The organism is Pseudomonas sp. SDO524_S393 (assembly GCF_054071875.1).
Genome location: NZ_JBSVVZ010000014.1, coordinates 58,626 through 78,792, shown reverse-complemented (window position 1 = coordinate 78,792; position 20,167 = coordinate 58,626). Strand labels below are relative to the sequence as shown.

20 protein-coding genes and 1 pseudogene are annotated in these 20,167 nt (G+C 61.4%); 16 read left to right on the top strand and 5 right to left on the bottom strand.

Going from position 1 to position 20,167, the window contains the following annotated elements; genetic code table 11:
* The first annotated feature begins 42 nt into the window (after nt 1–42).
* From yddG to ACW9IB_RS08875, 3 genes are all read left to right on the top strand, one after another.
* Nucleotides 43–936 carry an aromatic amino acid DMT transporter YddG gene (gene yddG / locus ACW9IB_RS08885; protein ID WP_457413283.1) on the top strand — a complete coding sequence of 298 codons (894 nt, stop codon included), beginning with the start codon at nt 43–45 and terminating at the stop codon, nt 934–936.
* A 122-nt stretch (nt 937–1,058) separates the two neighbouring features.
* Nucleotides 1,059–1,328, top strand: a complete 270-nt coding sequence (locus tag ACW9IB_RS08880; protein WP_457413282.1) for a hypothetical protein — start codon at nt 1,059–1,061, stop codon at nt 1,326–1,328.
* Between the two features lie 365 nt (nt 1,329–1,693).
* Entirely contained in the window at nt 1,694–2,191 is a 498-nt protein-coding gene (locus ACW9IB_RS08875; protein WP_457364084.1) for a hypothetical protein, read from the top strand.
* A 50-nt stretch (nt 2,192–2,241) separates the two neighbouring features.
* On the opposite strand, the gene ACW9IB_RS08870 is transcribed toward ACW9IB_RS08875, so the two are convergent.
* Together ACW9IB_RS08870 and ACW9IB_RS08865 are read right to left on the bottom strand one after the other, a co-directional pair.
* The gene (locus tag ACW9IB_RS08870; protein WP_457413280.1) at nt 2,242–2,868 is read right to left on the bottom strand and encodes a helix-turn-helix domain-containing protein; all 627 of its coding nucleotides are present in this window, start codon (nt 2,866–2,868) and stop codon (nt 2,242–2,244) included.
* Between the two features lie 5 nt (nt 2,869–2,873).
* A complete protein-coding gene (locus tag ACW9IB_RS08865) occupies nt 2,874–3,032 on the bottom strand; it encodes a hypothetical protein (RefSeq protein WP_457413278.1) in 159 nt (52 codons plus the stop codon).
* Nucleotides 3,033–3,256: 224 nt separating this feature from the next.
* On the opposite strand from ACW9IB_RS08865, the pseudogene ACW9IB_RS08860 reads away from it, so the two are divergent.
* From ACW9IB_RS08860 to ACW9IB_RS08850, 3 genes and pseudogenes are all read left to right on the top strand, one after another.
* Nucleotides 3,257–5,367, top strand: a pseudogene (locus ACW9IB_RS08860) (TonB-dependent receptor family protein).
* A gap of 286 nt (nt 5,368–5,653) precedes the next feature.
* On the top strand, nt 5,654–6,196 hold the full coding sequence (locus ACW9IB_RS08855) for a sigma-70 family RNA polymerase sigma factor (protein WP_457364080.1): 543 nt from the start codon (nt 5,654–5,656) through the stop codon (nt 6,194–6,196).
* Nucleotides 6,193–7,125: a FecR family protein gene (locus tag ACW9IB_RS08850; RefSeq protein WP_457413277.1), complete on the top strand. Its 933-nt coding sequence runs from the start codon at nt 6,193–6,195 to the stop codon at nt 7,123–7,125. Before ACW9IB_RS08855 ends, ACW9IB_RS08850 begins: the two co-directional genes overlap by 4 nt.
* Nucleotide 7,126: 1 nt before the next feature.
* Here ACW9IB_RS08850 and ACW9IB_RS08845 read toward each other — a convergent pair whose 3' ends face one another.
* Nucleotides 7,127–8,974, bottom strand: a complete 1,848-nt coding sequence (locus ACW9IB_RS08845; RefSeq protein WP_457364078.1) for a sigma-54-dependent Fis family transcriptional regulator — start codon at nt 8,972–8,974, stop codon at nt 7,127–7,129.
* 337 nt (nt 8,975–9,311) lie between these two features.
* Between ACW9IB_RS08845 and ACW9IB_RS08840 the strand changes: the two genes are divergently transcribed.
* The 6 genes from ACW9IB_RS08840 to ACW9IB_RS08815 are packed head-to-tail and all read left to right on the top strand — an operon-like array spanning nt 9,312 to nt 15,237.
* On the top strand, nt 9,312–10,406 hold the full coding sequence (locus tag ACW9IB_RS08840; protein ID WP_457413275.1) for an ABC transporter ATP-binding protein: 1,095 nt from the start codon (nt 9,312–9,314) through the stop codon (nt 10,404–10,406).
* Nucleotides 10,406–11,503 carry an ABC transporter ATP-binding protein gene (locus tag ACW9IB_RS08835; protein ID WP_457364076.1) on the top strand — a complete coding sequence of 366 codons (1,098 nt, stop codon included), beginning with the start codon at nt 10,406–10,408 and terminating at the stop codon, nt 11,501–11,503. Before ACW9IB_RS08840 ends, ACW9IB_RS08835 begins: the two co-directional genes overlap by 1 nt.
* Complete coding sequence (locus ACW9IB_RS08830; protein ID WP_457364075.1) at nt 11,500–12,366, top strand: carbohydrate ABC transporter permease; 867 nt, start codon at nt 11,500–11,502, stop codon at nt 12,364–12,366. The genes ACW9IB_RS08835 and ACW9IB_RS08830 overlap by 4 nt, the downstream gene beginning before the upstream one ends.
* A gap of 10 nt (nt 12,367–12,376) precedes the next feature.
* The gene (locus ACW9IB_RS08825) at nt 12,377–13,177 is read left to right on the top strand and encodes a carbohydrate ABC transporter permease (protein ID WP_003232361.1); all 801 of its coding nucleotides are present in this window, start codon (nt 12,377–12,379) and stop codon (nt 13,175–13,177) included.
* An 11-nt stretch (nt 13,178–13,188) separates the two neighbouring features.
* Nucleotides 13,189–13,461: a DUF2160 domain-containing protein gene (locus ACW9IB_RS08820; protein ID WP_457364241.1), complete on the top strand. Its 273-nt coding sequence runs from the start codon at nt 13,189–13,191 to the stop codon at nt 13,459–13,461.
* Nucleotides 13,462–13,494: 33 nt separating this feature from the next.
* Nucleotides 13,495–15,237 (top strand): ABC transporter substrate-binding protein, encoded by a 1,743-nt coding sequence (locus ACW9IB_RS08815; RefSeq protein WP_457364074.1) that lies wholly within the window; start codon nt 13,495–13,497, stop codon nt 15,235–15,237.
* A gap of 249 nt (nt 15,238–15,486) precedes the next feature.
* Here ACW9IB_RS08815 and ACW9IB_RS08810 read toward each other — a convergent pair whose 3' ends face one another.
* Nucleotides 15,487–16,383, bottom strand: a complete 897-nt coding sequence (locus tag ACW9IB_RS08810; RefSeq protein ID WP_457413273.1) for an AraC family transcriptional regulator N-terminal domain-containing protein — start codon at nt 16,381–16,383, stop codon at nt 15,487–15,489.
* A gap of 138 nt (nt 16,384–16,521) precedes the next feature.
* Here ACW9IB_RS08810 and ACW9IB_RS08805 point away from each other — a divergent pair, with 138 nt between their 5' ends.
* The 4 genes from ACW9IB_RS08805 to ACW9IB_RS08790 are packed head-to-tail and all read left to right on the top strand — an operon-like array spanning nt 16,522 to nt 19,123.
* On the top strand, nt 16,522–17,265 hold the full coding sequence (locus ACW9IB_RS08805) for an SDR family NAD(P)-dependent oxidoreductase (protein WP_457413272.1): 744 nt from the start codon (nt 16,522–16,524) through the stop codon (nt 17,263–17,265).
* A gap of 16 nt (nt 17,266–17,281) precedes the next feature.
* A complete protein-coding gene (locus ACW9IB_RS08800) occupies nt 17,282–17,683 on the top strand; it encodes a VOC family protein (RefSeq protein ID WP_457413271.1) in 402 nt (133 codons plus the stop codon).
* A complete protein-coding gene (locus ACW9IB_RS08795; RefSeq protein WP_457413269.1) occupies nt 17,680–18,639 on the top strand; it encodes a saccharopine dehydrogenase family protein in 960 nt (319 codons plus the stop codon). The genes ACW9IB_RS08800 and ACW9IB_RS08795 overlap by 4 nt, the downstream gene beginning before the upstream one ends.
* 19 nt (nt 18,640–18,658) lie before the next feature.
* On the top strand, nt 18,659–19,123 hold the full coding sequence (locus ACW9IB_RS08790; protein ID WP_457364069.1) for a nuclear transport factor 2 family protein: 465 nt from the start codon (nt 18,659–18,661) through the stop codon (nt 19,121–19,123).
* Nucleotides 19,124–19,181: 58 nt separating this feature from the next.
* Here the strand turns inward: ACW9IB_RS08790 and ACW9IB_RS08785 are convergent, their stop codons facing one another.
* A complete protein-coding gene (locus tag ACW9IB_RS08785) occupies nt 19,182–20,048 on the bottom strand; it encodes an AraC family transcriptional regulator N-terminal domain-containing protein (RefSeq protein ID WP_457413267.1) in 867 nt (288 codons plus the stop codon).
* Nucleotides 20,049–20,167 lie beyond the last annotated feature (119 nt).

The window sequence follows — 20,167 nt, the reverse complement described above, 5'->3', positions numbered from 1 at the left end:
GTAGCATCCCCCTTCATTGTTTTTTGTGTGCAAGAGGTCAGGATGCAAATCAGCAGCGAACGGGCTGCCACCGCATGCGGGTTGGTGGCGATTCTCCTGTGGAGCACGGCTGCCGGGTTGATCCGCAGCGTCAGTGAGTTCTTCGGTCCGCTGGGCGGTGCAGCGTTGATCTATACCCTGGGCGCGGTATTGCTGGTGCTTCTGCTGGGACGGCCACGGGTGCGCGCCACGTCCTGGTTGTACCTGATCCTGGGCAGTGCGTTGTTTGTCGCCTATGAAGTGTGCCTGTCGCTGGCATTGGGGTACGCCAGTAACCGCAACCAGGCCATTGAACTGGGGGTGGTGAATTACTTGTGGCCATGCCTCACGGTGTTGCTTGCCATGGTCATGAATGGTCAGAGAGCCCGCTGGATGATAGTGCCGGGCACGGTGCTGGCGTTGTTTGGCATCCTGTGGGTCGTGAGCGGTGACGGCCTGTCCGTGGCGACCATCCTCGCCAACGTCAACTCCAACCCGTTGAGCTACAGCCTGGCGTTGGGTTGTGCGATCACCTTTGCGCTGTATTGCAACGTCACGCGCCGCTACGCCGGCGGGCAAAACCTGGTGATGCTGTTTTTCACCCTTACTGCCTGCGTGCTGTGGCTGAAGTATGCCGCGAGCAACGAAGTGCTGCCTGCATTCACTTTGAGCAGCAGCCTTCAACTGCTGGCGGCAGGGGTGGCGATGGCGGGCGGGTACGCGTTGTGGAACCTGGGCATCCTGCGCGGCAACCTGACCTTGCTGGCCACGGCATCCTATTCCGCGCCGGTGCTGTCCTCGGCGTTCGCGGCGTTGTGGTTGGGTGCACATTTGACGGCGCAGTTCTGGCAAGGCGCGGTGTTGGTGACCTTCGGTTCGCTGATTTGCTGGCAAGCGACACGCTCATCCGCTGAATAACGAAGTTTCCGTGGGGTGTTTCTTTTTGCTGTGTAGGAAGCGGCCTATCTTGCGGCCCGCAGCTTGAAACACGCCACCGTGAGCAATAGCCTCGGACTTTTCCGAAAAGATGAGGCCCTGCCTTGGGTAAGCAAAAAACGGTTTGGCCCACTGACCGCGAGATCCGCCTGCGCTTTATCCTTTTTGCGGTGATCGACGCGGCCAGCGTTCAGGGCGTAGCCGCTGATCTGTTATTGCCGGCGCATAAGCTGCTGCGTGAGTCACCCACCGAGGCACAACTGCTCCAGACCCTCGGCGCGATCCTGGCGGCTGATGAAATGTACGGTTTCAGGTTGGCCCCGGGGTCTGAGGCGGATGAATTGATGCTCAATCTGGAAATACCCACTCCCTGAATTCTCTCCAGGTATTCATATCTCCGGTTTCGGATTGATAGCGCTGTTGGTGCGGGGCATGGACCGCAACCTGCCACCGGCTGACATGCAGTTTTCATGGCCTGGTTAGATCGATTATTTCCTTCTGATTGGTCGGCATAGCTGTTTCGAATATCCATAACGCCGCTATTTATCTTTAAGCGGAAGTGATCGGCGTTATGGTGACGAAATACATGCAATCACAGCCTGCCTGGCTGTTTTCATCGACCAAGCTCCTTCCGGAACGCCCATTTCCGCTGCTCTGTCGCCGTCTTGCACGGTTGCCCGGCTTCTCTAGAATCGGCCGCAGTGCTTAGCCATTTCCTGTCGATTACGGAGTTTCGAACATGATGAACGCAATGCAAATGCCCATGAACACCAACATGCCGATGATGCCCATGATGGGCATGCCGATGATGATGGCCACCATGAAGTGCGAAATGGCCGCTGACGCCATGATGTGCACGATGAAACCCGCCGCCGGCATGGACATGGCTCAATTCAAGACCAGCGCCGAAATGATGGCGATGATGATGAACTGCGGCATGCCGATGATGATGCAGTGCGCCAACATGTCGATGATGGGGATGTCGGCCGAGGCCATGGCCATGATGACCGGCATGAACCTGATGCCGATGATGGGCATGCAGATGCCGATGATGAAGTGCGTGATGGAATGCACCCTGATGGGCGACAGCATGGTGTGCAAAATGATGCCGATGCCTGGCATGAGCATGGCCATGATGGAAAACTGCTGCATGCTCATGAACAAAATGATGAACGACTGCGCCATGCCCATGATGATGAGCTGCAACGGCATGCCGATGATGTGCTGCACCTGCTGATGCGTGCTGTGCAATGAACAACGCCCCGACTTGTCGGGGCGTTTTGCATTTCAGTCCAGGCGTTCGGGATAGGTGATCACCAGGAACGCCACGGCCTCGCTGTCCGCCGGGTTGCGGTAGCGGTGGGGCTGGTCGGCGTAGAACAGAATCGAATCGCCGGTGGACAGCAGGTAGCGCTCCTCGTTGACACTGACTTCCATCACGCCCTGGGCCACCACGAGGTTTTCCTGAATCCCGGGGCCGTGGCCTTCGGAGATTTCTTCTCCAAGGTCACGCAGGCGGATCTCGTAGAACTCCGACTGGCGCGTCGTATCGTAGGGGAACAACGCACGGCTGATGAAGGCCCCGTCGGCACTCACCAGGCGTTTGCTCTGTTGCGCCGGCAGCACCTCCACGCCTTCGAAGGCGCGGTCCTCCAGGAACGCCGCCACCGACACTTTCAAACCTTTGGCGATCTTGCACAGCACCTTGATCGACGGCACGCTACGCCCCGATTCGATCTGCGCCAGCATTGCCCGGCTCACGCCGCAGGCGCGCGCCAGGCCATCCAGCGACAAGTGACGCTTGCTGCGCAGGCGTTGCAGGTTGTTCGCCACGCACAGGCTGATCACATCGTCGTCGGTAGTGGGTTTGGGCAGGGGGGCGGGTGGGTCGGCGAGCACGTGCAGGAAATTCATCGGCCTTACGCCCGGCGCGTATCGCCGGACGGTGCCACCTGTGCAGTAAACACCGCCAGCCCGGCCCGCGCTGCATACATCGCCCACATCAGCTCGCCCGCAGCCCGTGCCTGGCGGCGTTTGCGGTGGAGGGTGAAATCGATGACGGCGGCAGATGTTTGCATGGGCGAGATCTCGTAAGGCTCGGTTGACTCAATGGCTCAACAGTACTGCCTGGTGGTTATTTCCTTAAATACTGAGTTCACATGTATTAATGCGTTTTTGGACTTAGAAAATAAACTGCGTCCGATCCTGTTGTGGGAACGCTCTGGTCCGTTAATTAGGCGTGACCTGACGGGCGTCATGATCATCCCATCCCGTGCCCCCCGAACCCCCAAGGATCTGACTGATGTTGTTGCGCCAACCTCCACTGTTGTTTGCTGCCCTGACGTTGAGTTCACTGGTACAGGCCGAAGACCTGCAACTGGCCCCGGTCGAAGTCACCAGTAGCGAAGCCAGCGCCGGCGAAGTGGCCCAGGCCCAGCTCAAAAGCGTGCCCGGCGGCACCAACTACATCGATATGAACAGCGTGCAGCAGGGGCGGGTGAGCACCAACGAGGACGTGTTCAAGTACCAGGCCGGCGTGTACGCCAAGGCAGCGAACAACGAAGGGGTGAAGCTCTCGATTCGTGGCTCGGGTTTGAACCGCAGCCCCGGCGCCCATGGCTCCGGTTTGTATGAAATGTTCGACGGCCTGCCGCTGACCGGTCCCGGCGGCACCCCCTATGAACTCAAAGTGCCATTGTGGCAAAGCCGCGTCGAAGTGCTGCGCGGTGCCAACGGGTTCGATCAGGGCGCGCTGGCCCTGGGTGGTGCGGTCAATTACGTGACCCGAACCGGTTATGACGCGCCCAAGCTGCAATTGCGTTATGAAGTGGGCAGCAGGGGTTACGCCCAGCGTGAAATCAGCTCGGGCCAAGTGCTGGGCGATGCCGATTACTACATCAGCCTCACCGACTCGGAATCCGATGGCTATCAGCACCAGAGCGCCGCCACCGGCAAGGGTTTCGCGGCCAACTTCGGCTATCGCTTCAGCCCGACGCTGGAAACCCGTTTTTACATTCGCTACCGTGAAACCACCAACGACACCCCCGGCAAGCTCACCCGCGACCAGATCAACCACGACCCGCGCGCCGCCGCCAGCCTCAACGTGACCCGTGACTCCAAGCGCCTGGAACCGGGTTCGACCTGGATCGCCAACAAGACTACCTTGCTGCTGGATGACAATGCCCGCCTGGAACTCGGCCTGGCCTACCACGACTACCCCATGGACCTGCGTGAAGGCACCAACCGCCTGAAAGTTGCCTACACCGATCTCAGCAGCACCCTGAACTACATCCGCCAGGACACGCTGTTCGGCCACGACAGTAAAACCACTGTCGGCCTGCGCACCACCCAGGCGATGCCGAACAACGGCGCGTCGGAATATGTACGCATACCCGCCGGCAACACCGCCACCTATGCGCCCGGTACCAAGACCCGTGACTACAGCTATCTGGGCTCCGACACGGTTTGCATATTGGCAACGACCTGGAGCTGCTGCCCGACCTGTGGCTGACCACCGGCCTGGCTGCGATCTACACCCGCCGCGAAACCCGGGTCACCTATCCTGATGGGCAGGCGCCGCTCAGCCAGCACGACTGGGACTACGCCTCGCGCCTCGGCCTGCGTTACGACTTCACCCCGCAATTGCAGGTGTACGGCAACCTGAGCCGTTCGGTCGAGCCGCCGCACGCATGGTCGATGATCTGGGGCTCCAACAAGTACTTTGCGAGCGGCCCCGCCAAAGGCCTGGCACGTGAAGGGGTGAGCCTGAAAAACCAGACCGCGACTACCCTGGAAATCGGCGGACGTGGCGAAGCGTGGCTCGGGCAGTGGGACCTGGCGCTGTACCGTTCCGAAGTGCGGCACGAACTGCTGACGGTGGAAACCCAGGCTCAGACACCGACGAGCAATGCGGTCGTCGCCGAATCCAACGCCAGCCCCACGGTGCACCAGGGCGTGGAAGTGAGCGTGCTCAGCCCTTTGTGGGACGGTGGTCGCAGCGGCAAACTCGACCTGCGCCAGGCCTACACCTTCAGCGACTTCCACTACCGTGACGACGATCGCTTCGGCGATAACACTTTGCCGGGCATTCCCAAACACTATTACCAGGCACAACTGCGCTACAGCCACCCGTCCGGTTTCTACACCAGCCTCAACACCGAGCATTCATCGCGGGTAGCGGTGGACTACGCCAACTCCTACTACGCGGCGGCATACACCACCCTCGGCGCTACCTTCGGCTACGACGCGCCCAGACAGGACTGGCAAGCCTGGGTCGATCTGCGCAACCTCACCAACCGGCGCTACGCCAATACCGTCACACCGGGTTACGACGACAAGGGCCTGGACGTTGCGCGCTCTACGCCGGCAGACGGTCGAGGCGTTTACACCGGCGTGTCCTGGAGCTGGCGCTGAATGCCCCTGTGAGCCCTCTTTTGTAGTGAGCGGGCTTGACGAATCGTCGCACCGCCCGCGCTGGGTGGCGCAGCCGCCCCAACAAGCCCACCGCGTTTTTCCTGATACACATGCGGCGACTGGTTTTGGGGCCGCTGCGCGCCCCAGCGCAGGACAAGCCTGCTCACCACAACAAGCCGGCTCACTACAATGAATCCTGTTCACCCCGGTAGACCTTGCCCCGATGCGGTTTTACTGGCATTGTTCGCGCAATTGGTAACATTTCCCATTTGAGAAGTTATTGCGCATGCATGACATTCCGGCCGCGCTGGGCGATTCATCGCGTCAGCAGACCCTCACGGCGATGTACAGCGAGCACCACGGTTGGCTGCACGGCTGGCTGCGCAAGAAACTCGGCTGTTCCCAGCATGCGGCCGACCTGGCCCATGACGCCTTCATTCGCGTACTGATGCTGGCCGAGCCGCACCACATCAAGGAGCCTCGCGCGTTTCTGGCAACCACTGCCGGGCGGCTGCTGATCGATGGCGCCCGTCGACGCCGTATCGAAAAAGCCTATATGGAAGCCTTGATGATTCAGTGCGAAGACGCCGGCATGCCCGACCCGGCGGCGATCCATGTGGCATTGCAGGCCCTGGAGCGCATCGCCGAACTGCTGGCCGGCCTGCCGGCCAAGGCGCGCGAGGCGTTTCTGCTGAGTCGCCTCGACGGCCTGACCTACAGCGAGATCGCCACGCGTCTGGACGTGTCCTCCAGCACCGTCAAAAACTACATCTCCAGTGCCCTGGTGCACTGCTACCACAGCCTGCACGGGGCTGACCCGCTGGCATGAATTCCGAACAGATCATCCAGCAGGCCGCGCAGTGGCTCACTCGCCTGCACGACGAAGACGTCACCGACGCCGATCGCCACGCTTTCTATCAATGGTGCGATGCCGATCCGCGTCACGGGGTGGCCATCGAGCGCATGCGCGGCCTGTGGGGCAGTCTCGATACGTTGCCCGCCAGGCCCGCGCGCCTGGCCCTGAACCGTGCATTCGCCCCCCGGCGATCCCGTGGCGCGCAGGTGTTCGGCGTGCTCGGCGTTGTCCTGTGCGGCTGGCTGGGCGTGCAGCACGTGCCGGTGTGGATGGCCGATCAGCGTACCGGCGTGGGTGAACGACGCCAGATCGCCCTTGAGGATGGCAGCCGATTGCAGCTCAACAGCAACTCGGCGGTGGACGTCAAATTCGACGGTCGGCAAAGGGTGATCGAACTGCTGCAGGGCGAACTCTGGGTGGAGGTGGCCAAGGACGCGCAACGGCCATTCGTGGTCCGTACGGACCAGGGCAGCGCCACCGCCCTGGGCACGCGATACCTGGTCAAGCGTGCCGCCGACGGCACCACGGTGGTGACGGTGATAGAGTCCAGCGTGGCGGTCAAAGGTAAGGCCAGTGACGGGGTCAAGGTCATGGCTGGCCAGCGGTCCACCCTCGATCATGGTCGCGCCCAGGCCCCGCAGGCCATCGGCAGTGCCGACCCGGATGCCTGGACCCGTGGCCTGCTCAAGGTCAACGACCAACCCTTGAGCGATGTGTTGCAAACCCTGGCCAGTTACCGCCCAGGGCTGGTGCGCTTCGACGCACCGGCCTTGCAGAACCTGCGCGTGTCCGGCGTGTTCAAGCTGGACGACACGGCAGCGGCGCTCTCGGCCCTGGCGGATAACCTGCCGATCCAGGTGGAGTACTTCACCGACTGGCTGGTGGTGGTCAAGCCGCGCTGAGTCAGCCGTCGTTCTGGCGCAGGCGTTTGTACAGGGTATTGCGGCTGACCCCCAGTTCCCGCGCCAGGTGGGAAATGTTCCCGCCCGCCGCCTTCAAGCGCTGGTTGAGGTCGGCGCTGTCCTCCATGACGCGGTCCCCCGCATCTTCAATGGCAGGCAGCGGTGCCGCCAGTTTCAGATCTACAAAAAAGTCATCCGGCAAATGCTCCGGGCGGATCGGCTGTTCTTCGGCCATCGCCAACGCTACCTGCAACACACTGCTCACCTGGCGCAAATTGCCCGGCCACGGGTGCCTGTCGAACAGCGCCAACACCTCGTTGCTCAGCCCGGCCCATTGCGTGGGGTCGCGGTGCTGCTGCCACAGTTGCTGGAACAGCGCCTGCTTGTCCGTGCGTTCGCGCAGGGGCGGAAGTTCCAGGGTCAGGCCGCCGATGCGGTAATACAGATCCTCGCGGAACCGCCCGGCTTGCACCTGCTCACGCAACACCAGGTTGGTGGCGGAGATGATGCGCAAATCCACCGGGAACAGTTCGCTACTGCCTACCGGTTGTACACAGCGCTCCTGCAATACCCGCAACAGGCGGGCCTGGGTCGGCAGCGGCATGTCGCCGATTTCATCGAGAAACAACGTGCCTTTGTCGGCCTTGCGGATCAGGCCGATGCTGCCTTTCTGATTGGCGCCGGTGAACGCGCCTTTTTCGTAGCCGAACAATTCCGACTCCACCAACTCAGCAGGAATTGCCGCGCAGTTCACCGCGATAAAGGCCTGCTGGCTGCGTGAACTGGCCTGGTGCAAGGCCTTGACGAACACCTCTTTGCCCACCCCGGTTTCACCGTGGATCAGCAGTGGAATGTCTTTCTCCAACAAGCGTTCCGCCTGGCGCACGGCCTTTTCCACGCGCACATCGCCGAAATGCAGGGTGTTGAGGCTGATGCCCGTCGATTTGGGCACCACGGGCGCCGCCGGCTTGGCCTCAGCGAATACCCGGGCCTGCACCGGCATCTGCCGGGGGCGCTTGAGCAAGCACTGGAAGCGGTTGCGGCCGGCCGCTTGCAGCGAGAACGGCAAACCCTCCGGTTGGTTCAACAACTCCAGCAGCGACACCTTGAACAGACTGTCGATCATCACCCGCGACAAACTGATGCCCAACAGATTGTCGGCCCGCCGGTTAGCCGAGAGCACCTGGCCGCTTTCATCGAAAATCAGCAGGCCGGCCCACTGGCTGTCGAGGTTGTTCAGGCCGGTGTTGAAGGTCAGCTGAAAGTGTTCACCGCGAAACAGGTTGAGGATCAGCCGGTTTTCCACGGTCTGGCTCATCATCTTGACCATGCCCAGGGTGTGGGAGGGCGGCAGGTAGCTGTCGCTGGACACATCCAGCACCGCAATGATTTCCCGTTGCGCATCGAAGATCGGTGCGGCCGAGCCCGTCATGAAGCGGTTGGCCTTGAGGAAATGTTCATCGTGCTCGATATGCACCGCCTGGGCACAGGCCAGCGCGGTGCCGATGGCGTTGGTGCCGCTGGAGCGCTCCCTCCAGCTGGCGCCCGGGTTGAAGCCCCGTGCCAGCTTGGGTTCGATAAACCGCTGGGTGCCCCACGAGGTCAGCACCTGGCCCTGGTTGTCGGCCAGCATGATCAGGCAGTTGGAATTGCTGAGGATGTTTTCGTAGTAGGGCAGCACTTCCTGATGAGTGGTCTGCACCAGCGAGTGCTGGCTCTCCAGCAATTGGCTGATGCCCTCCGCAGGCAGTTGGTCGAAGCTGGGCGTGCTCTGGTGGTCCAGGCCGAAGGCGCGGCAACGGCGCCAGGATTCCTGGATAAGGGTGTCGTGAGCCAAGGATTCGACCATGGTGACCTTCTTTTTATTGTTATTTTTATGGAGCCTTGCGCGATCAAACTGTGGGAGCTGGCTTGCCTGCGATGAGGTTGTGTCAGCTTGCATCTCTGTGGCTGATGCACCGCTATCGCAGGCAAGCCAGCTCCCACATTCAGCCTGCATTGGGCATGAGAGTGTTGTTCAGAACTGTTCATTGTCAACCCCCGACCTGTTCAGTTGTTCAGTCAGATTGTTCACTCCCGAACATCGCCTTTACCCCATTTCCTTGCGCATCAAGCACTTGCCGTTTTGGCACGAAACTCGCTTTGCTGCATGGCCAGTTTCATTCCAATAATAAAAAGGTCGTGTCATGTCATTGACCCTGGAACATGTCTCCCGCGTTGTCGAAGGCCAGACCTGGATCGACGACGCCAACCTGCGTTTCGAAGCCGGTTCCTTCAACGTTCTGCTCGGTCGCACCCTTTCCGGCAAAACCAGCCTGATGCGCCTGATGGCCGGCCTGGACAAGCCCGACAGTGGCCGCATCCTGATGAATGGCGTGGATGTCACGCAAAAGCCGGTGCGCCTGCGCAACGTGTCGATGGTGTATCAGCAGTTCATCAACTACCCCACCATGACCGTGTTCGAGAACATCGCCTCGCCGTTGCGCCAGGCCGGTGTGTCCGACGAACTGATCCAGAGCAAGGTGCTGGAAACCGCGAAGATGCTGCGCATCGAGAAGTTTCTCAAGCGCCACCCCCTGGAACTGTCAGGCGGCCAGCAGCAGCGTACGGCCATGGCCCGGGCGTTGGTAAAAGATGCCGAACTGATCCTGTTCGACGAGCCGCTGGTGAACCTGGACTACAAACTGCGCGAAGAGCTGCGTCAGGAAATGCGCGAGCTGTTCGAGGCCCGTCACACCATCGCAATCTACGCCACCACTGAACCGAACGAGGCGCTGGCGCTCGGCGGCACCACCACCATCCTGCACGAAGGCCGGGTGATCCAGAGCGGCAAGGCCGCCGAGGTCTATCACCAGCCGCAGACCGTGCTGGCCGCCGAGCTGTTTTCCGAACCGCCGATCAACCTGATGCCGGGGCGTATCAGCGGCAACGAAGTGAGCTTCGCCAATTTTGTGCACTTCCCGTTGAACGTCGACCTGCGCCCCATCGGCGAAGGCGAGTTCCGCTTTGGCGTGCGCCCCAGCCATATCAGCCTGGTGCCCAGCAACGATGACGACCTGGAGCTGGCCGTCACGGTGGAGGTCGCCGAGATCAGTGGCTCGGAAACCTTCCTGCACGTGCGCAGCGAACACTTTCTGCTGGTGCTGCACCTGCCCGGCGTGCATGAGTACGACGTCGACGCGCCGATTCGCGTGTATATCCCCACCCATAAACTGTTTGTGTTCGATGGCCAGGGCCGTTTGGTCCAGGCCCCCGGGCGCCGTGTCGCGAGGGTTGCCTGATGGCCGAGATCCATTTGCAGAACCTGGCGCACAGCTACAGCGCTGCACCCAGTGGCCCCGAGGACTACGCCATTCGGGAAATGAACCACGTGTGGGAGCAGGGCGGTGCCTACGCCTTGCTCGGACCGTCGGGCTGCGGCAAGTCGACTTTGCTCAATATCATCTCCGGCCTGCTCAGCCCGTCCGAAGGCCAGGTGCTGTTTGATACCCGAGTGGTCAACGACCTCACGCCGGAAAAACGCAACATCGCCCAGGTATTCCAGTTCCCGGTGGTCTACGACACCATGACCGTGTTCGACAACCTGGCGTTCCCGCTGCGCAACCAAGGCATGGCCGAGGCGAAAATTCATAGCAAGGTGCAGGAAATCGCCGAAGTCCTTGACCTGCAAAACCTGCTGACCAAGAAAGCCCGCAACCTCACCGCCGACGAAAAACAGAAAGTCTCCATGGGCCGTGGCCTGGTGCGTGACGATGTGTCGGCGATCCTGTTCGACGAGCCGCTGACGGTGATCGACCCGCACCTGAAGTGGAAGCTGCGGCGCAAGCTCAAGCAGATCCACGAGCAATTCAACATCACCATGGTCTACGTCACCCATGACCAACTGGAGGCATCGACGTTCGCCGACAAGATCGCGGTGATGTACGGCGGGCAGATCGTGCAGTTCGGCACGCCTCGCGAACTGTTCGAGCGACCTAGCCATACCTTTGTCGGCTATTTCATCGGCAGCCCGGGAATGAATCTGATCGAGGTGCAGGCCGAGGCGGGCGGGGTGCGGTTTGCCGGCACTCATCTGCCATTGCCGGATGCCTTGCAGCAACGCATCAGCACCATGGACTACCGGAAATTGCAGGTGGGTATCCGCCCGGAATTCATCCATGTGTGGGACGAGTACAACGCCGACGCTTTGCAGGCCGATGTCCTGCATGTCGAAGACCTTGGTACCTACAAGATCATGACCCTCGAACTCGACGGCGTGCCGTTGAAAGTGCGCTTGGCCGAGGACAAGCCGGTGCCCGAAGGCAAAGCCTCCATCAGCTTTCCCGCGCAATGGCTGATGGTCTATGCCGATGACTACCTGCTGGAGGTGCAGCCATGAACAAGGTGCAGAACAACAAGGCCTGGTGGCTGGTGTTGCCGGTGTTCCTGCTGGTGGCGTTCAGTGCGGTCATCCCGATGATGACCGTGGTCAACTATTCGGTGCAGGACATCTTCGACCAGTCCAGCCGCTACTTCGTCGGTGCCGATTGGTACAAGCAGGTACTGCTCGACCCACGCCTGCACGACTCGCTGCTGCGCCAGTTCATCTATTCGGCCTGCGTGCTGCTGATCGAAATCCCGCTGGGCATCGCCATCGCCCTGACCATGCCCACCAAAGGCCGCTGGTCGTCACTGGTACTGATCGTCCTGGCCATTCCGTTGCTGATCCCGTGGAACGTGGTGGGCACCATCTGGCAAATCTTCGGCCGCGCCGACATCGGCCTGCTGGGTTCCAGCCTCAATGCCCTGGGCATCAACTACAACTACGCGGCCAACACCATGGACGCCTGGGTCACCGTGCTGGTGATGGACGTGTGGCACTGGACCTCACTGGTGGCGCTGCTGTGCTATTCCGGGCTGCGGGCGATTCCGGATGTGTACTACCAGGCGGCGCGCATCGACCGTGCCTCGGCATGGGCGGTGTTCCGCTATATCCAGTTACCCAAGATGAAAAGCGTGCTGCTGATCGCAGTGATGCTGCGCTTCATGGACAGCTTCATGATTTACACCGAGCCCTTCGTGCTGACGGGCGGCGGGCCGGGTAACGCCACCACGTTCCTCAGTCAGACACTGACCCAGATGGCCGTAGGTCAATTCGACCTGGGCCCGGCGGCGGCGTTTTCCCTGGTGTATTTCCTGATCATCCTGTTGGTGTCCTGGCTGTTCTACACCGCCATGACCCATTCCGACGCCAATCGCTGAGGCCGCCAACATGAGCAAGCGCAAGCTTATCCCGCTGCTGATCTACATCCTGTTCCTGCTGGTGCCGATCTACTGGCTGCTGAACATGTCCTTCAAGAGCAACACCGAAATCCTCGGCGGCCTGACGCTGTTTCCGCAGGATTTCACCCTGGCCAACTACAAGGTGATCTTCACTGACCCGAGCTGGTACACCGGTTACCTCAACTCGCTGTACTACGTGAGCCTGAACACGGTGATCTCCCTGAGCGTGGCGCTGCCGGCGGCCTATGCGTTTTCGCGCTACCGTTTTCTGGGCGACAAGCACCTGTTCTTCTGGCTGTTGACCAACCGCATGGCGCCACCGGCGGTGTTTTTGCTGCCGTTCTTCCAGCTGTATTCGTCCATCGGCCTGTTCGATACGCACATCGCCGTGGCCTTGGCCCACTGTCTGTTCAACGTGCCGCTGGCGGTCTGGATCCTGGAAGGTTTCATGTCCGGGGTGCCCAAAGAAATCGACGAAACCGCCTACATCGACGGTTACTCGTTTCCCAAGTTCTTCGTGAAGATCTTTATTCCGCTGATCGGCTCCGGCATCGGTGTGACGGCGTTTTTCTGCTTCATGTTTTCCTGGGTCGAGCTGTTGCTGGCGCGCACCCTGACTTCGGTCAACGCCAAGCCGATCGCGGCGGTGATGACGCGTACGGTGTCGGCTTCGGGTATCGATTGGGGCGTACTGGCAGCGGCGGGGGTGTTGACTATCCTGCCAGGCATGCTGGTGATCTGGTTTGTTCGCAACCATGTGGCCAAGGGCTTTGCCCTGGGCCGGGTCTAGAGGATTCGATGATGGAATGGATGGCCTGGACCACCCCCACCGCGCTGTTCTTTGGTGCCATAGCCCTGATTCTCGTGGGCATGACCACCTGGGAAATGCGCTCGCCGAGCATCCCTCGGCGCGGTTTTCTGCCGATCAGCACTACCCGTGGTGATCGCTTGTTTATCGGTCTTCTCGGCAGCGCCTACCTGCATTTGCTGGTAATCGGCGTCACCGGCTGGAGCATCTGGGCGGCGTCCGCGTTGTCCCTGGTGTGGCTGTTGTGTGTGATGCGTTGGGGCTAGTGCTCCGATTGAATAAACAACCAGGAGGTCTCTATGTTCGATAAAAACAATAAGCTGCGACATAGCATTTCATTGGCCGCCGTACTGGCCCTCAGCGGTTTGAGCGCAGCGGCCTGGGCCGATGCGTATGAAGATGCCGCAAAAAAATGGATTGGCAGCGAGTTCAAGCCGTCCACCCTCACGGCCGAGCAGCAGCTCGCGGAGCTCAAGTGGTTCATCAAGGCCGCCGAGCCGTTTCGTGGGATGAAGATCAATGTGGTGTCGGAAACCCTCACCACCCACGAATACGAGTCCAAGGTGCTGGCCAAGGCCTTCAGCGAAATCACCGGCATCACCCTGACCCACGACCTGCTGCAGGAAGGCGACGTGGTGGAGAAACTGCAGACCCAGATGCAGTCCGACAAGAATATCTATGACGGCTGGGTCAACGACTCGGACCTGATCGGTACGCACTTTCGCTATGGCAAGACCGAATCCATCACCGACCTGATGGCCAACGAAGGCAAGGACTTCACCTCGCCGACCCTGGACATCAAGGACTTTATCGGCATCTCGTTCACCACCGCGCCGGACGGCAAAATCTACCAACTGCCCGACCAGCAGTTCGCCAACCTCTATTGGTTCCGCGCGGATTGGTTCGAGCGTGCGGATCTGAAAGCCAAGTTCAAGGAAAAATACGGCTACGAGCTGGGCGTGCCGGTGAACTGGTCTGCCTACGAAGATATCGCCAAATTCTTCAGCGAAGACGTCAAGGAAATCGACGGCAAGCGCGTGTACGGGCACATGGACTACGGCAAGAAAGACCCATCCCTGGGCTGGCGCTTCACCGATGCCTGGTTCTCCATGGCCGGCGGCGGCGACAAAGGGCTGCCCAACGGCCTGCCGGTGGACGAGTGGGGCATTCGCGTTGAGGACTGTCACCCGGTGGGCTCCAGCGTCACCCGTGGCGGCGACACCAACGGCCCGGCTGCGGTATTCGCCACCCAGAAATACGTGGACTGGATGAAAGCCTATGCGCCACCGGAAGCGGCGGGCATGACCTTCTCCGAATCCGGCCCGGTGCCGTCCCAGGGCAACATCGCCCAGCAGATCTTCTGGTACACCGCGTTCACCGCCGACATGACCAAGCCGGGCCTGCCGGTGGTGAATGCCGACGGCACGCCGAAGTGGCGCATGGCGCCATCGCCGGTCGGACCGTACTGGGAAAAGGGTATGAAGAAGGGCTACCAGGACGTAGGTTCCTGGACTTTCCTCAAGTCGACGCCTGAGAAACAGAAGCTCGCGGCCTGGCTCTACGCGCAGTTCGTCACCTCGAAAACCGTCTCGTTGAAGAAAACCATCGTCGGCCTGACGCCGATTCGCGAGTCGGACATCAACTCCCAAGCGATGACGGACATGGCGCCGAAACTCGGTGGCCTGGTGGAGTTCTACCGCAGCCCGGCCCGGGTGGAGTGGACCCCGACCGGTACCAACGTGCCGGACTACCCACGCCTGGCACAACTGTGGTGGAGCAATATCGCGGCGGCGGCCAGCGGCGAGAAAACCCCGCAACAGGCGCTGGACAACCTGGCCAAGGAGCAGGACGCGATCATGACGCGCCTGGAACGCTCCAAGGTGCAGCCGGTGTGCGGCCCGAAAATGAACCCCGAGCGTGACGCGCAATACTGGTTCGACCAGCCTGGCGCGCCGAAGCCGAAACTGGCCAACGAGAAGCCGAAAGGCGAGACCGTGGCGTACGGCGACCTGCTCAAGCAGTGGGAGGCGGCGCGTAAGTAACCCTGTAAACCCACCGGGGCCTGTGATGAACGGGCCCTTGTGAATCAACCCCTTTGATGAATGGAGTTAATTGTGGTGAGCGGGCTTGTCCCGCGCCGGGCTGCGCAGCGGCCCCACCAAGGTCACCGCGTTTTTTCAGATAAAACTCAGTGGCAGGTTTCAGGGCCGCTACGCGCCCCAGCGCAGGACAAGCCTGCTCACCACAGTAAATCTTGCTCACCTCAGCAGATCCAGCTCAACCCATTAGGCCTATTCCAGGATGTGGCCTTTGGTCGCTGCCAAAATCCGCGCCGTATCCCGCGCCGGCGGCAATCCGAATACCCGCGCATAGTCCCGACTGAACTGGGTCGGGCTTTCATACCCCACCTCGAACGCCGCGCGGGTCACACTGCTTGCGCTGGCCACCATCAAGGTGCGCGCCTGCAACAGCCGCACGCGTTTCTGGTACTGCAACGGGCTCAAATTGGTGACCGCCTTGAAGTGCCGATGAAATGCCGAAACACTCATCGCCGCCGCCTGGGCCAGCGCTTCCACGCGGATCGGTTCGGCAAAGTCGCGACGAATCCACTGAATTGCCCGGCTGACCCGCGCCATGGCGGTGTCCGGCGCAGCAATTTCGCGCAGCATCCAGCCGTGGGGGCCTTGCAATACGTGGTAGAGAATTTCCCGCTCATAGACCGGCGCCAACGCGGCAATCGCGACCGGGTCACCCATCAGGCGCAACATGCGCACCCAGGCATCCATCAAGGCCGGCGTGACGGCGGCCACTGAAAAACCGGCGTCCTGTTCGCAACGCCCGCCGGGGGGCGGCAGGTCATTGAGCAGGGTGGTCAGCACGGCGGGGTCCAGGGTCAGACTCACCGCCAGGTACGGCTCACCGGTACTGGCCGGGTTCACCACGCCAACGGCTGGCAACTCGATGGACATCACAAAGTACGTCGCCGGATCGTAATGCAGGGTGCGGTCGCCCACGGTCATGCACTTACTGCCTTGCAGGATCAGGTTGATCATCGGCTCATACACCGCTGCAAGCAGATGCTCCGGAACCGCGCCCTGGACCATCGCCACGCGGGGGATGCCGGTCTCGGTGCGGCGGTTTTCGGCGCTGGCGGCCAGGGTACGCAATTCGATCAGCTGAGTATTCATGGGGGCCATGCTGTTCCTTCCGACGGCCCATACGCAAGCAAAAAGCAGAAACAGGCAGGATTGGAGTAGGAACGGCTGCGTTCGAGAGTCAGACGATGGCTACTGTGGGCACTCAACTTTTCAGCAGCGGAGCAAGCCATGGGCGTTATCGTAATCACCGGAGGCAGCCGCGGCATCGGTGCCAGTACCGCCGAGCTGTGCGCTCGTCAGGGGCATGGCGTGATTCTCACCTACAACCGCAATCCGCAGGCGGCGCAGGCGGTGGTCCAGCGCATAGAAACGGGCGGCGGGAAAGCGGTGGCGTTGAAATTGGACGTTGGCGCGGTCAGCACCTTCGCGGCCTTTCGTGATGCCGTGGCGCATGCCCTGCACAGCACCTGGGGCGTGAGCAGCCTGAGCGGCCTGGTGAACAACGCCGGTCATGGTCTGTTCAACCCCCTTGAGTCGGTGACCGAGGCGCAGTTCGACGGCCTGTTCAACGTGCATCTCAAAGGCCCGTTCTTCCTCACTCAAACCCTGCTGCCGCTGCTGGAAGCACACGCCGGCATCGTCAACCTCACCAGCGCCACCACTCGCGTTGCCACGGCGGGTGTCGCGCCGTACGCCGCGTTCAAAGGCGGCCTGGATGTGCTGACTCGCTACATGGCCAAGGAGTTCGGTGAGCGACGCATCCGCGCCAATGCGGTGTCCCCCGGCGCAATCCGCACCGAATTGGGTGGCGGCTTGAACGATGAATTCGAAGCGCTGCTGGCCGGGCAAACCGCCCTCGGCCGTGTAGGCGAACCGGAAGACGTGGCGCGGGTCATCGCTATGCTGCTGTCGGAAGAAGGCCGCTGGATCAATGCCCAGACCCTCGAAGTCGCCGGCGGCTACATCATCTGAATCAGGAGGCCATAGCATGCTGGATCATCTGTTTATCTCGGTGAGTGATATCCAACGTTCGATTCGTTTCTACGAGGCTGTCCTGAAACCCCTGGGCATCACCGCACGGCTCGACTATGCCGGCAAGGACGGTCCGCCTGGGCATCCGGATCTGAAAGGTTTTGGCGCCAACGGTCGGATGTTCTTCTGGCTGCGCGAAGGCGTGGTGGAAGGGCGCGCAGTGCATGTGGGCTTTGTCGCCAACAATCACGCCGAAGTGGAAAACGCCTACGCCGCTGCCCTGGAAAACGGTGCTACCGACAACGGCGCGCCGGGCGCACGCCTGCACTACCACCCCGACTACTACGCTGCCAATGTCCTTGACCCGGACGGCTACAGCCTCGAATTCGTCTACAAGCACTGGCAGCACACCGCATGAAAACCCTGATGATCTACGGCGCCACCGGCTACACCGGACGCATGGCGGCGCAACACGCGAAACACCTTGGGCTGAACCTGGTGCTGGCCGGCCGCAACGCCGAACGCCTGGCGTCCCTGGCCGTTGAACTGGACGCGCCTTGCCGCGTCTTCACGACGGATGCTGCTCAGTTGGAAGGAATCGACGTCCTGCTCAATTTCGCCGGCCCTTTCGCCCAGACTGCCGGAGCCCTGATGCGTGCCTGCATTGCCAATGGCACCGATTACCTGGACATCACCGCCGAAATCAATGTGTACCGCCTTGCCGAACAACTCGGCGCCGAAGCGGATGTGATGTTACTGCCCGGAGTGGGCTGGGACGTGGTGCCCACCGACTGTCTGGCCATGCACGTTGCCAGTCGTGTGCAGACGCCGCAGTCGATAAAAATCGCCCTGCAGGTGCCTGGCGCTATGTCCCGCGGGTCGGCCATGAGCGTTGGCGAGATCATCGGCGCCGGCGTCATGGCGCGAATCGAGGGTGAACTGGTGGCCACACCGGATGCCCAGTCTCAGCACCTGGACTTTGGTGACGGACTCGCACTGTGTGCGCCGCTGTCGTTCGGTGACCTGGTGACGGCCTGGCACTCCAGCGCCATCCCAACTATTTCCATGTTCGTGCACATCAGCGGCGAAGCCTTCCCGGAAGGCGACCTGTCGCTGCTGCCCGACGGCCCCACCCAGGCCCAGCGCGACGCCCATCGCGCACGCGCCGTGGCCGAAGTCACCGGCATCGATGGTTCGGTGGCGCGCTCGGTCATCGAGACCGTCAACGGCTACAGCTTCACTCCCTTGGCTGCCGTGGAAGCGGCGCGCCGGGTGCTCGACGGCGAACGCCGTTCCGGCTTCGAAACCCCGGCCAAGCTGTTCGGCGTGGGTTTTGCCCAGACGATTGTCGGTACGCAGATCATCGATTACTAACGCCACAGGAATTGCACCCATGACGTCTACTGAGTTTCAAACCACCGCCGACACGTTCGCGGTGATCGACACGCTGCATCGCTTCGCTGCAGGCATCGACCAGAACGATTCGGCCTTGCTCGCCTCGGTATTCACCGACACTGCCGTGTCGGATTTCCGCCCGGCTGCCGCCAAGGCTGGCTTTGAATACCCTGTGCTGGAAGGCCGTGACACCATCGTCGCCGCGCTGTCGGGGGCACTCAGCCAGCTCGATACCACGCACTCGGTGAGCAACGCACGGGTGACGCTGGAAGGCGACAGCGCTCGCCTGGATGCGTTGGTGGAGGCGCAGCATGTGCCGCAAAGCGATCCGACGCGGCACTATCTGATGAAAAACCGTTATGACGTTGAGTTGGTCAGGGAGGCAAACGTCTGGCTGATCCGGCGGGTGACGGTGGATAACGTCTGGCGTTCCGGTGATCCGACGGTACTGGCTGGGGTTTAGCGTACCGAGCAGCTTTGCTTCCTGTGGTGAGCGAGCAAGCTCGTTCACCACAACAGCGTCAGGCCGGGCTTTTGAACCGGGCCGCGTCCTTCACCGGTGGCAAACCAAACAGCCGCGCATATTCGCGACTGAATTGCGAGGCGCTTTCATAACCCACAGTGAAGGCGATGGTCGCCGCATCCAGGGTATCGAACAGCAGCAACCAACGTGCCCGCAACAGGCGCAGGCGTTTCTGGTACTGAATCGGCGTCATCGCGGTGATGGCTTTGAAGTGCCGGTAGAACGCTGCCACGCTCATGTCTGTCATGGCCGCCAGCGGCTCTACGCGAAAAGGTTCGGTGTAGTGCTCGCGGATCCACTGCGTGGCGCGGCGGATCTGCGCCAGGCGACCATCAGGGCGCGCCATGTCCACCAGGGTTTCGCGCAGTGGACCTTGCAGGACCCGAAACAGGATTTCCCGCTCGATCATCGGCGCCAATACGGCGGCCTCGTTCGGCCTATCCATCAACCGCAGCATGCGCAGCCACGCATCCAGCATTTCCTCCGACGCCAGCACCGGCGCAAACCGTTGAGTGCGCGCGCGCTCGGCCGGCTGGCGTTCGTCCGCCAGCACGGCAGCGATCACGGCGGGTTCCAGAGTCAGGCTGAGTGCCAGGTAGGGCAGCGTGGGGGCCGAAGGGTGGACCTGGCCGGTAGCTGGCACCTCCACCGGCACCACGAAATAACTGGTCGGCCCGTAGGTTGCGACCTGATCGCCGATCGAGAGGGTCTTCGAACCTTGCAGCACCAGGTGCAGCATCGGCTGATAGACCTGATCCGCGCAGGCTTCGGCGCGCACCATCGCCACACGCGGCAGGCCGGTGTCGGTCCACTTGTTCTCGGCGCGCATCACAATGTGGCGCAGTTCATCCAGGTCGTCGTTCATGCCGCGACCTTGAGGCAGGTCGACGGGCAAAGCAAGCCGGATGAGAAGAATAGGCAAGCATGGGAGAAGAACCGGCAACCGGCATTCCTGTGGCGCGCCGAATACTGGTGGCAGGCGAC

What these genes read in the sequence shown, in the direction of transcription:
- yddG (WP_457413283.1), top strand. Translation starts at nt 43, where the DNA reads ATGCAAATCAGCAGCGAACGGGCTGCCACCGCATGCGGGTTGGTGGCG.
- ACW9IB_RS08875 (WP_457364084.1), top strand. Translation starts at nt 1,694, where the DNA reads ATGATGAACGCAATGCAAATGCCCATGAACACCAACATGCCGATGATG.
- ACW9IB_RS08870 (WP_457413280.1), bottom strand. Translation starts at nt 2,868, where the DNA reads ATGAATTTCCTGCACGTGCTCGCCGACCCACCCGCCCCCCTGCCCAAA.
- ACW9IB_RS08865 (WP_457413278.1), bottom strand. Translation starts at nt 3,032, where the DNA reads ATGCAAACATCTGCCGCCGTCATCGATTTCACCCTCCACCGCAAACGC.
- ACW9IB_RS08855 (WP_457364080.1), top strand. Translation starts at nt 5,654, where the DNA reads ATGCATGACATTCCGGCCGCGCTGGGCGATTCATCGCGTCAGCAGACC.
- ACW9IB_RS08850 (WP_457413277.1), top strand. Translation starts at nt 6,193, where the DNA reads ATGAATTCCGAACAGATCATCCAGCAGGCCGCGCAGTGGCTCACTCGC.
- ACW9IB_RS08845 (WP_457364078.1), bottom strand. Translation starts at nt 8,974, where the DNA reads ATGGTCGAATCCTTGGCTCACGACACCCTTATCCAGGAATCCTGGCGC.
- ACW9IB_RS08840 (WP_457413275.1), top strand. Translation starts at nt 9,312, where the DNA reads ATGTCATTGACCCTGGAACATGTCTCCCGCGTTGTCGAAGGCCAGACC.
- ACW9IB_RS08835 (WP_457364076.1), top strand. Translation starts at nt 10,406, where the DNA reads ATGGCCGAGATCCATTTGCAGAACCTGGCGCACAGCTACAGCGCTGCA.
- ACW9IB_RS08830 (WP_457364075.1), top strand. Translation starts at nt 11,500, where the DNA reads ATGAACAAGGTGCAGAACAACAAGGCCTGGTGGCTGGTGTTGCCGGTG.
- ACW9IB_RS08825 (WP_003232361.1), top strand. Translation starts at nt 12,377, where the DNA reads ATGAGCAAGCGCAAGCTTATCCCGCTGCTGATCTACATCCTGTTCCTG.
- ACW9IB_RS08820 (WP_457364241.1), top strand. Translation starts at nt 13,189, where the DNA reads ATGGAATGGATGGCCTGGACCACCCCCACCGCGCTGTTCTTTGGTGCC.
- ACW9IB_RS08815 (WP_457364074.1), top strand. Translation starts at nt 13,495, where the DNA reads ATGTTCGATAAAAACAATAAGCTGCGACATAGCATTTCATTGGCCGCC.
- ACW9IB_RS08810 (WP_457413273.1), bottom strand. Translation starts at nt 16,383, where the DNA reads ATGAATACTCAGCTGATCGAATTGCGTACCCTGGCCGCCAGCGCCGAA.
- ACW9IB_RS08805 (WP_457413272.1), top strand. Translation starts at nt 16,522, where the DNA reads ATGGGCGTTATCGTAATCACCGGAGGCAGCCGCGGCATCGGTGCCAGT.
- ACW9IB_RS08800 (WP_457413271.1), top strand. Translation starts at nt 17,282, where the DNA reads ATGCTGGATCATCTGTTTATCTCGGTGAGTGATATCCAACGTTCGATT.
- ACW9IB_RS08795 (WP_457413269.1), top strand. Translation starts at nt 17,680, where the DNA reads ATGAAAACCCTGATGATCTACGGCGCCACCGGCTACACCGGACGCATG.
- ACW9IB_RS08790 (WP_457364069.1), top strand. Translation starts at nt 18,659, where the DNA reads ATGACGTCTACTGAGTTTCAAACCACCGCCGACACGTTCGCGGTGATC.
- ACW9IB_RS08785 (WP_457413267.1), bottom strand. Translation starts at nt 20,048, where the DNA reads ATGAACGACGACCTGGATGAACTGCGCCACATTGTGATGCGCGCCGAG.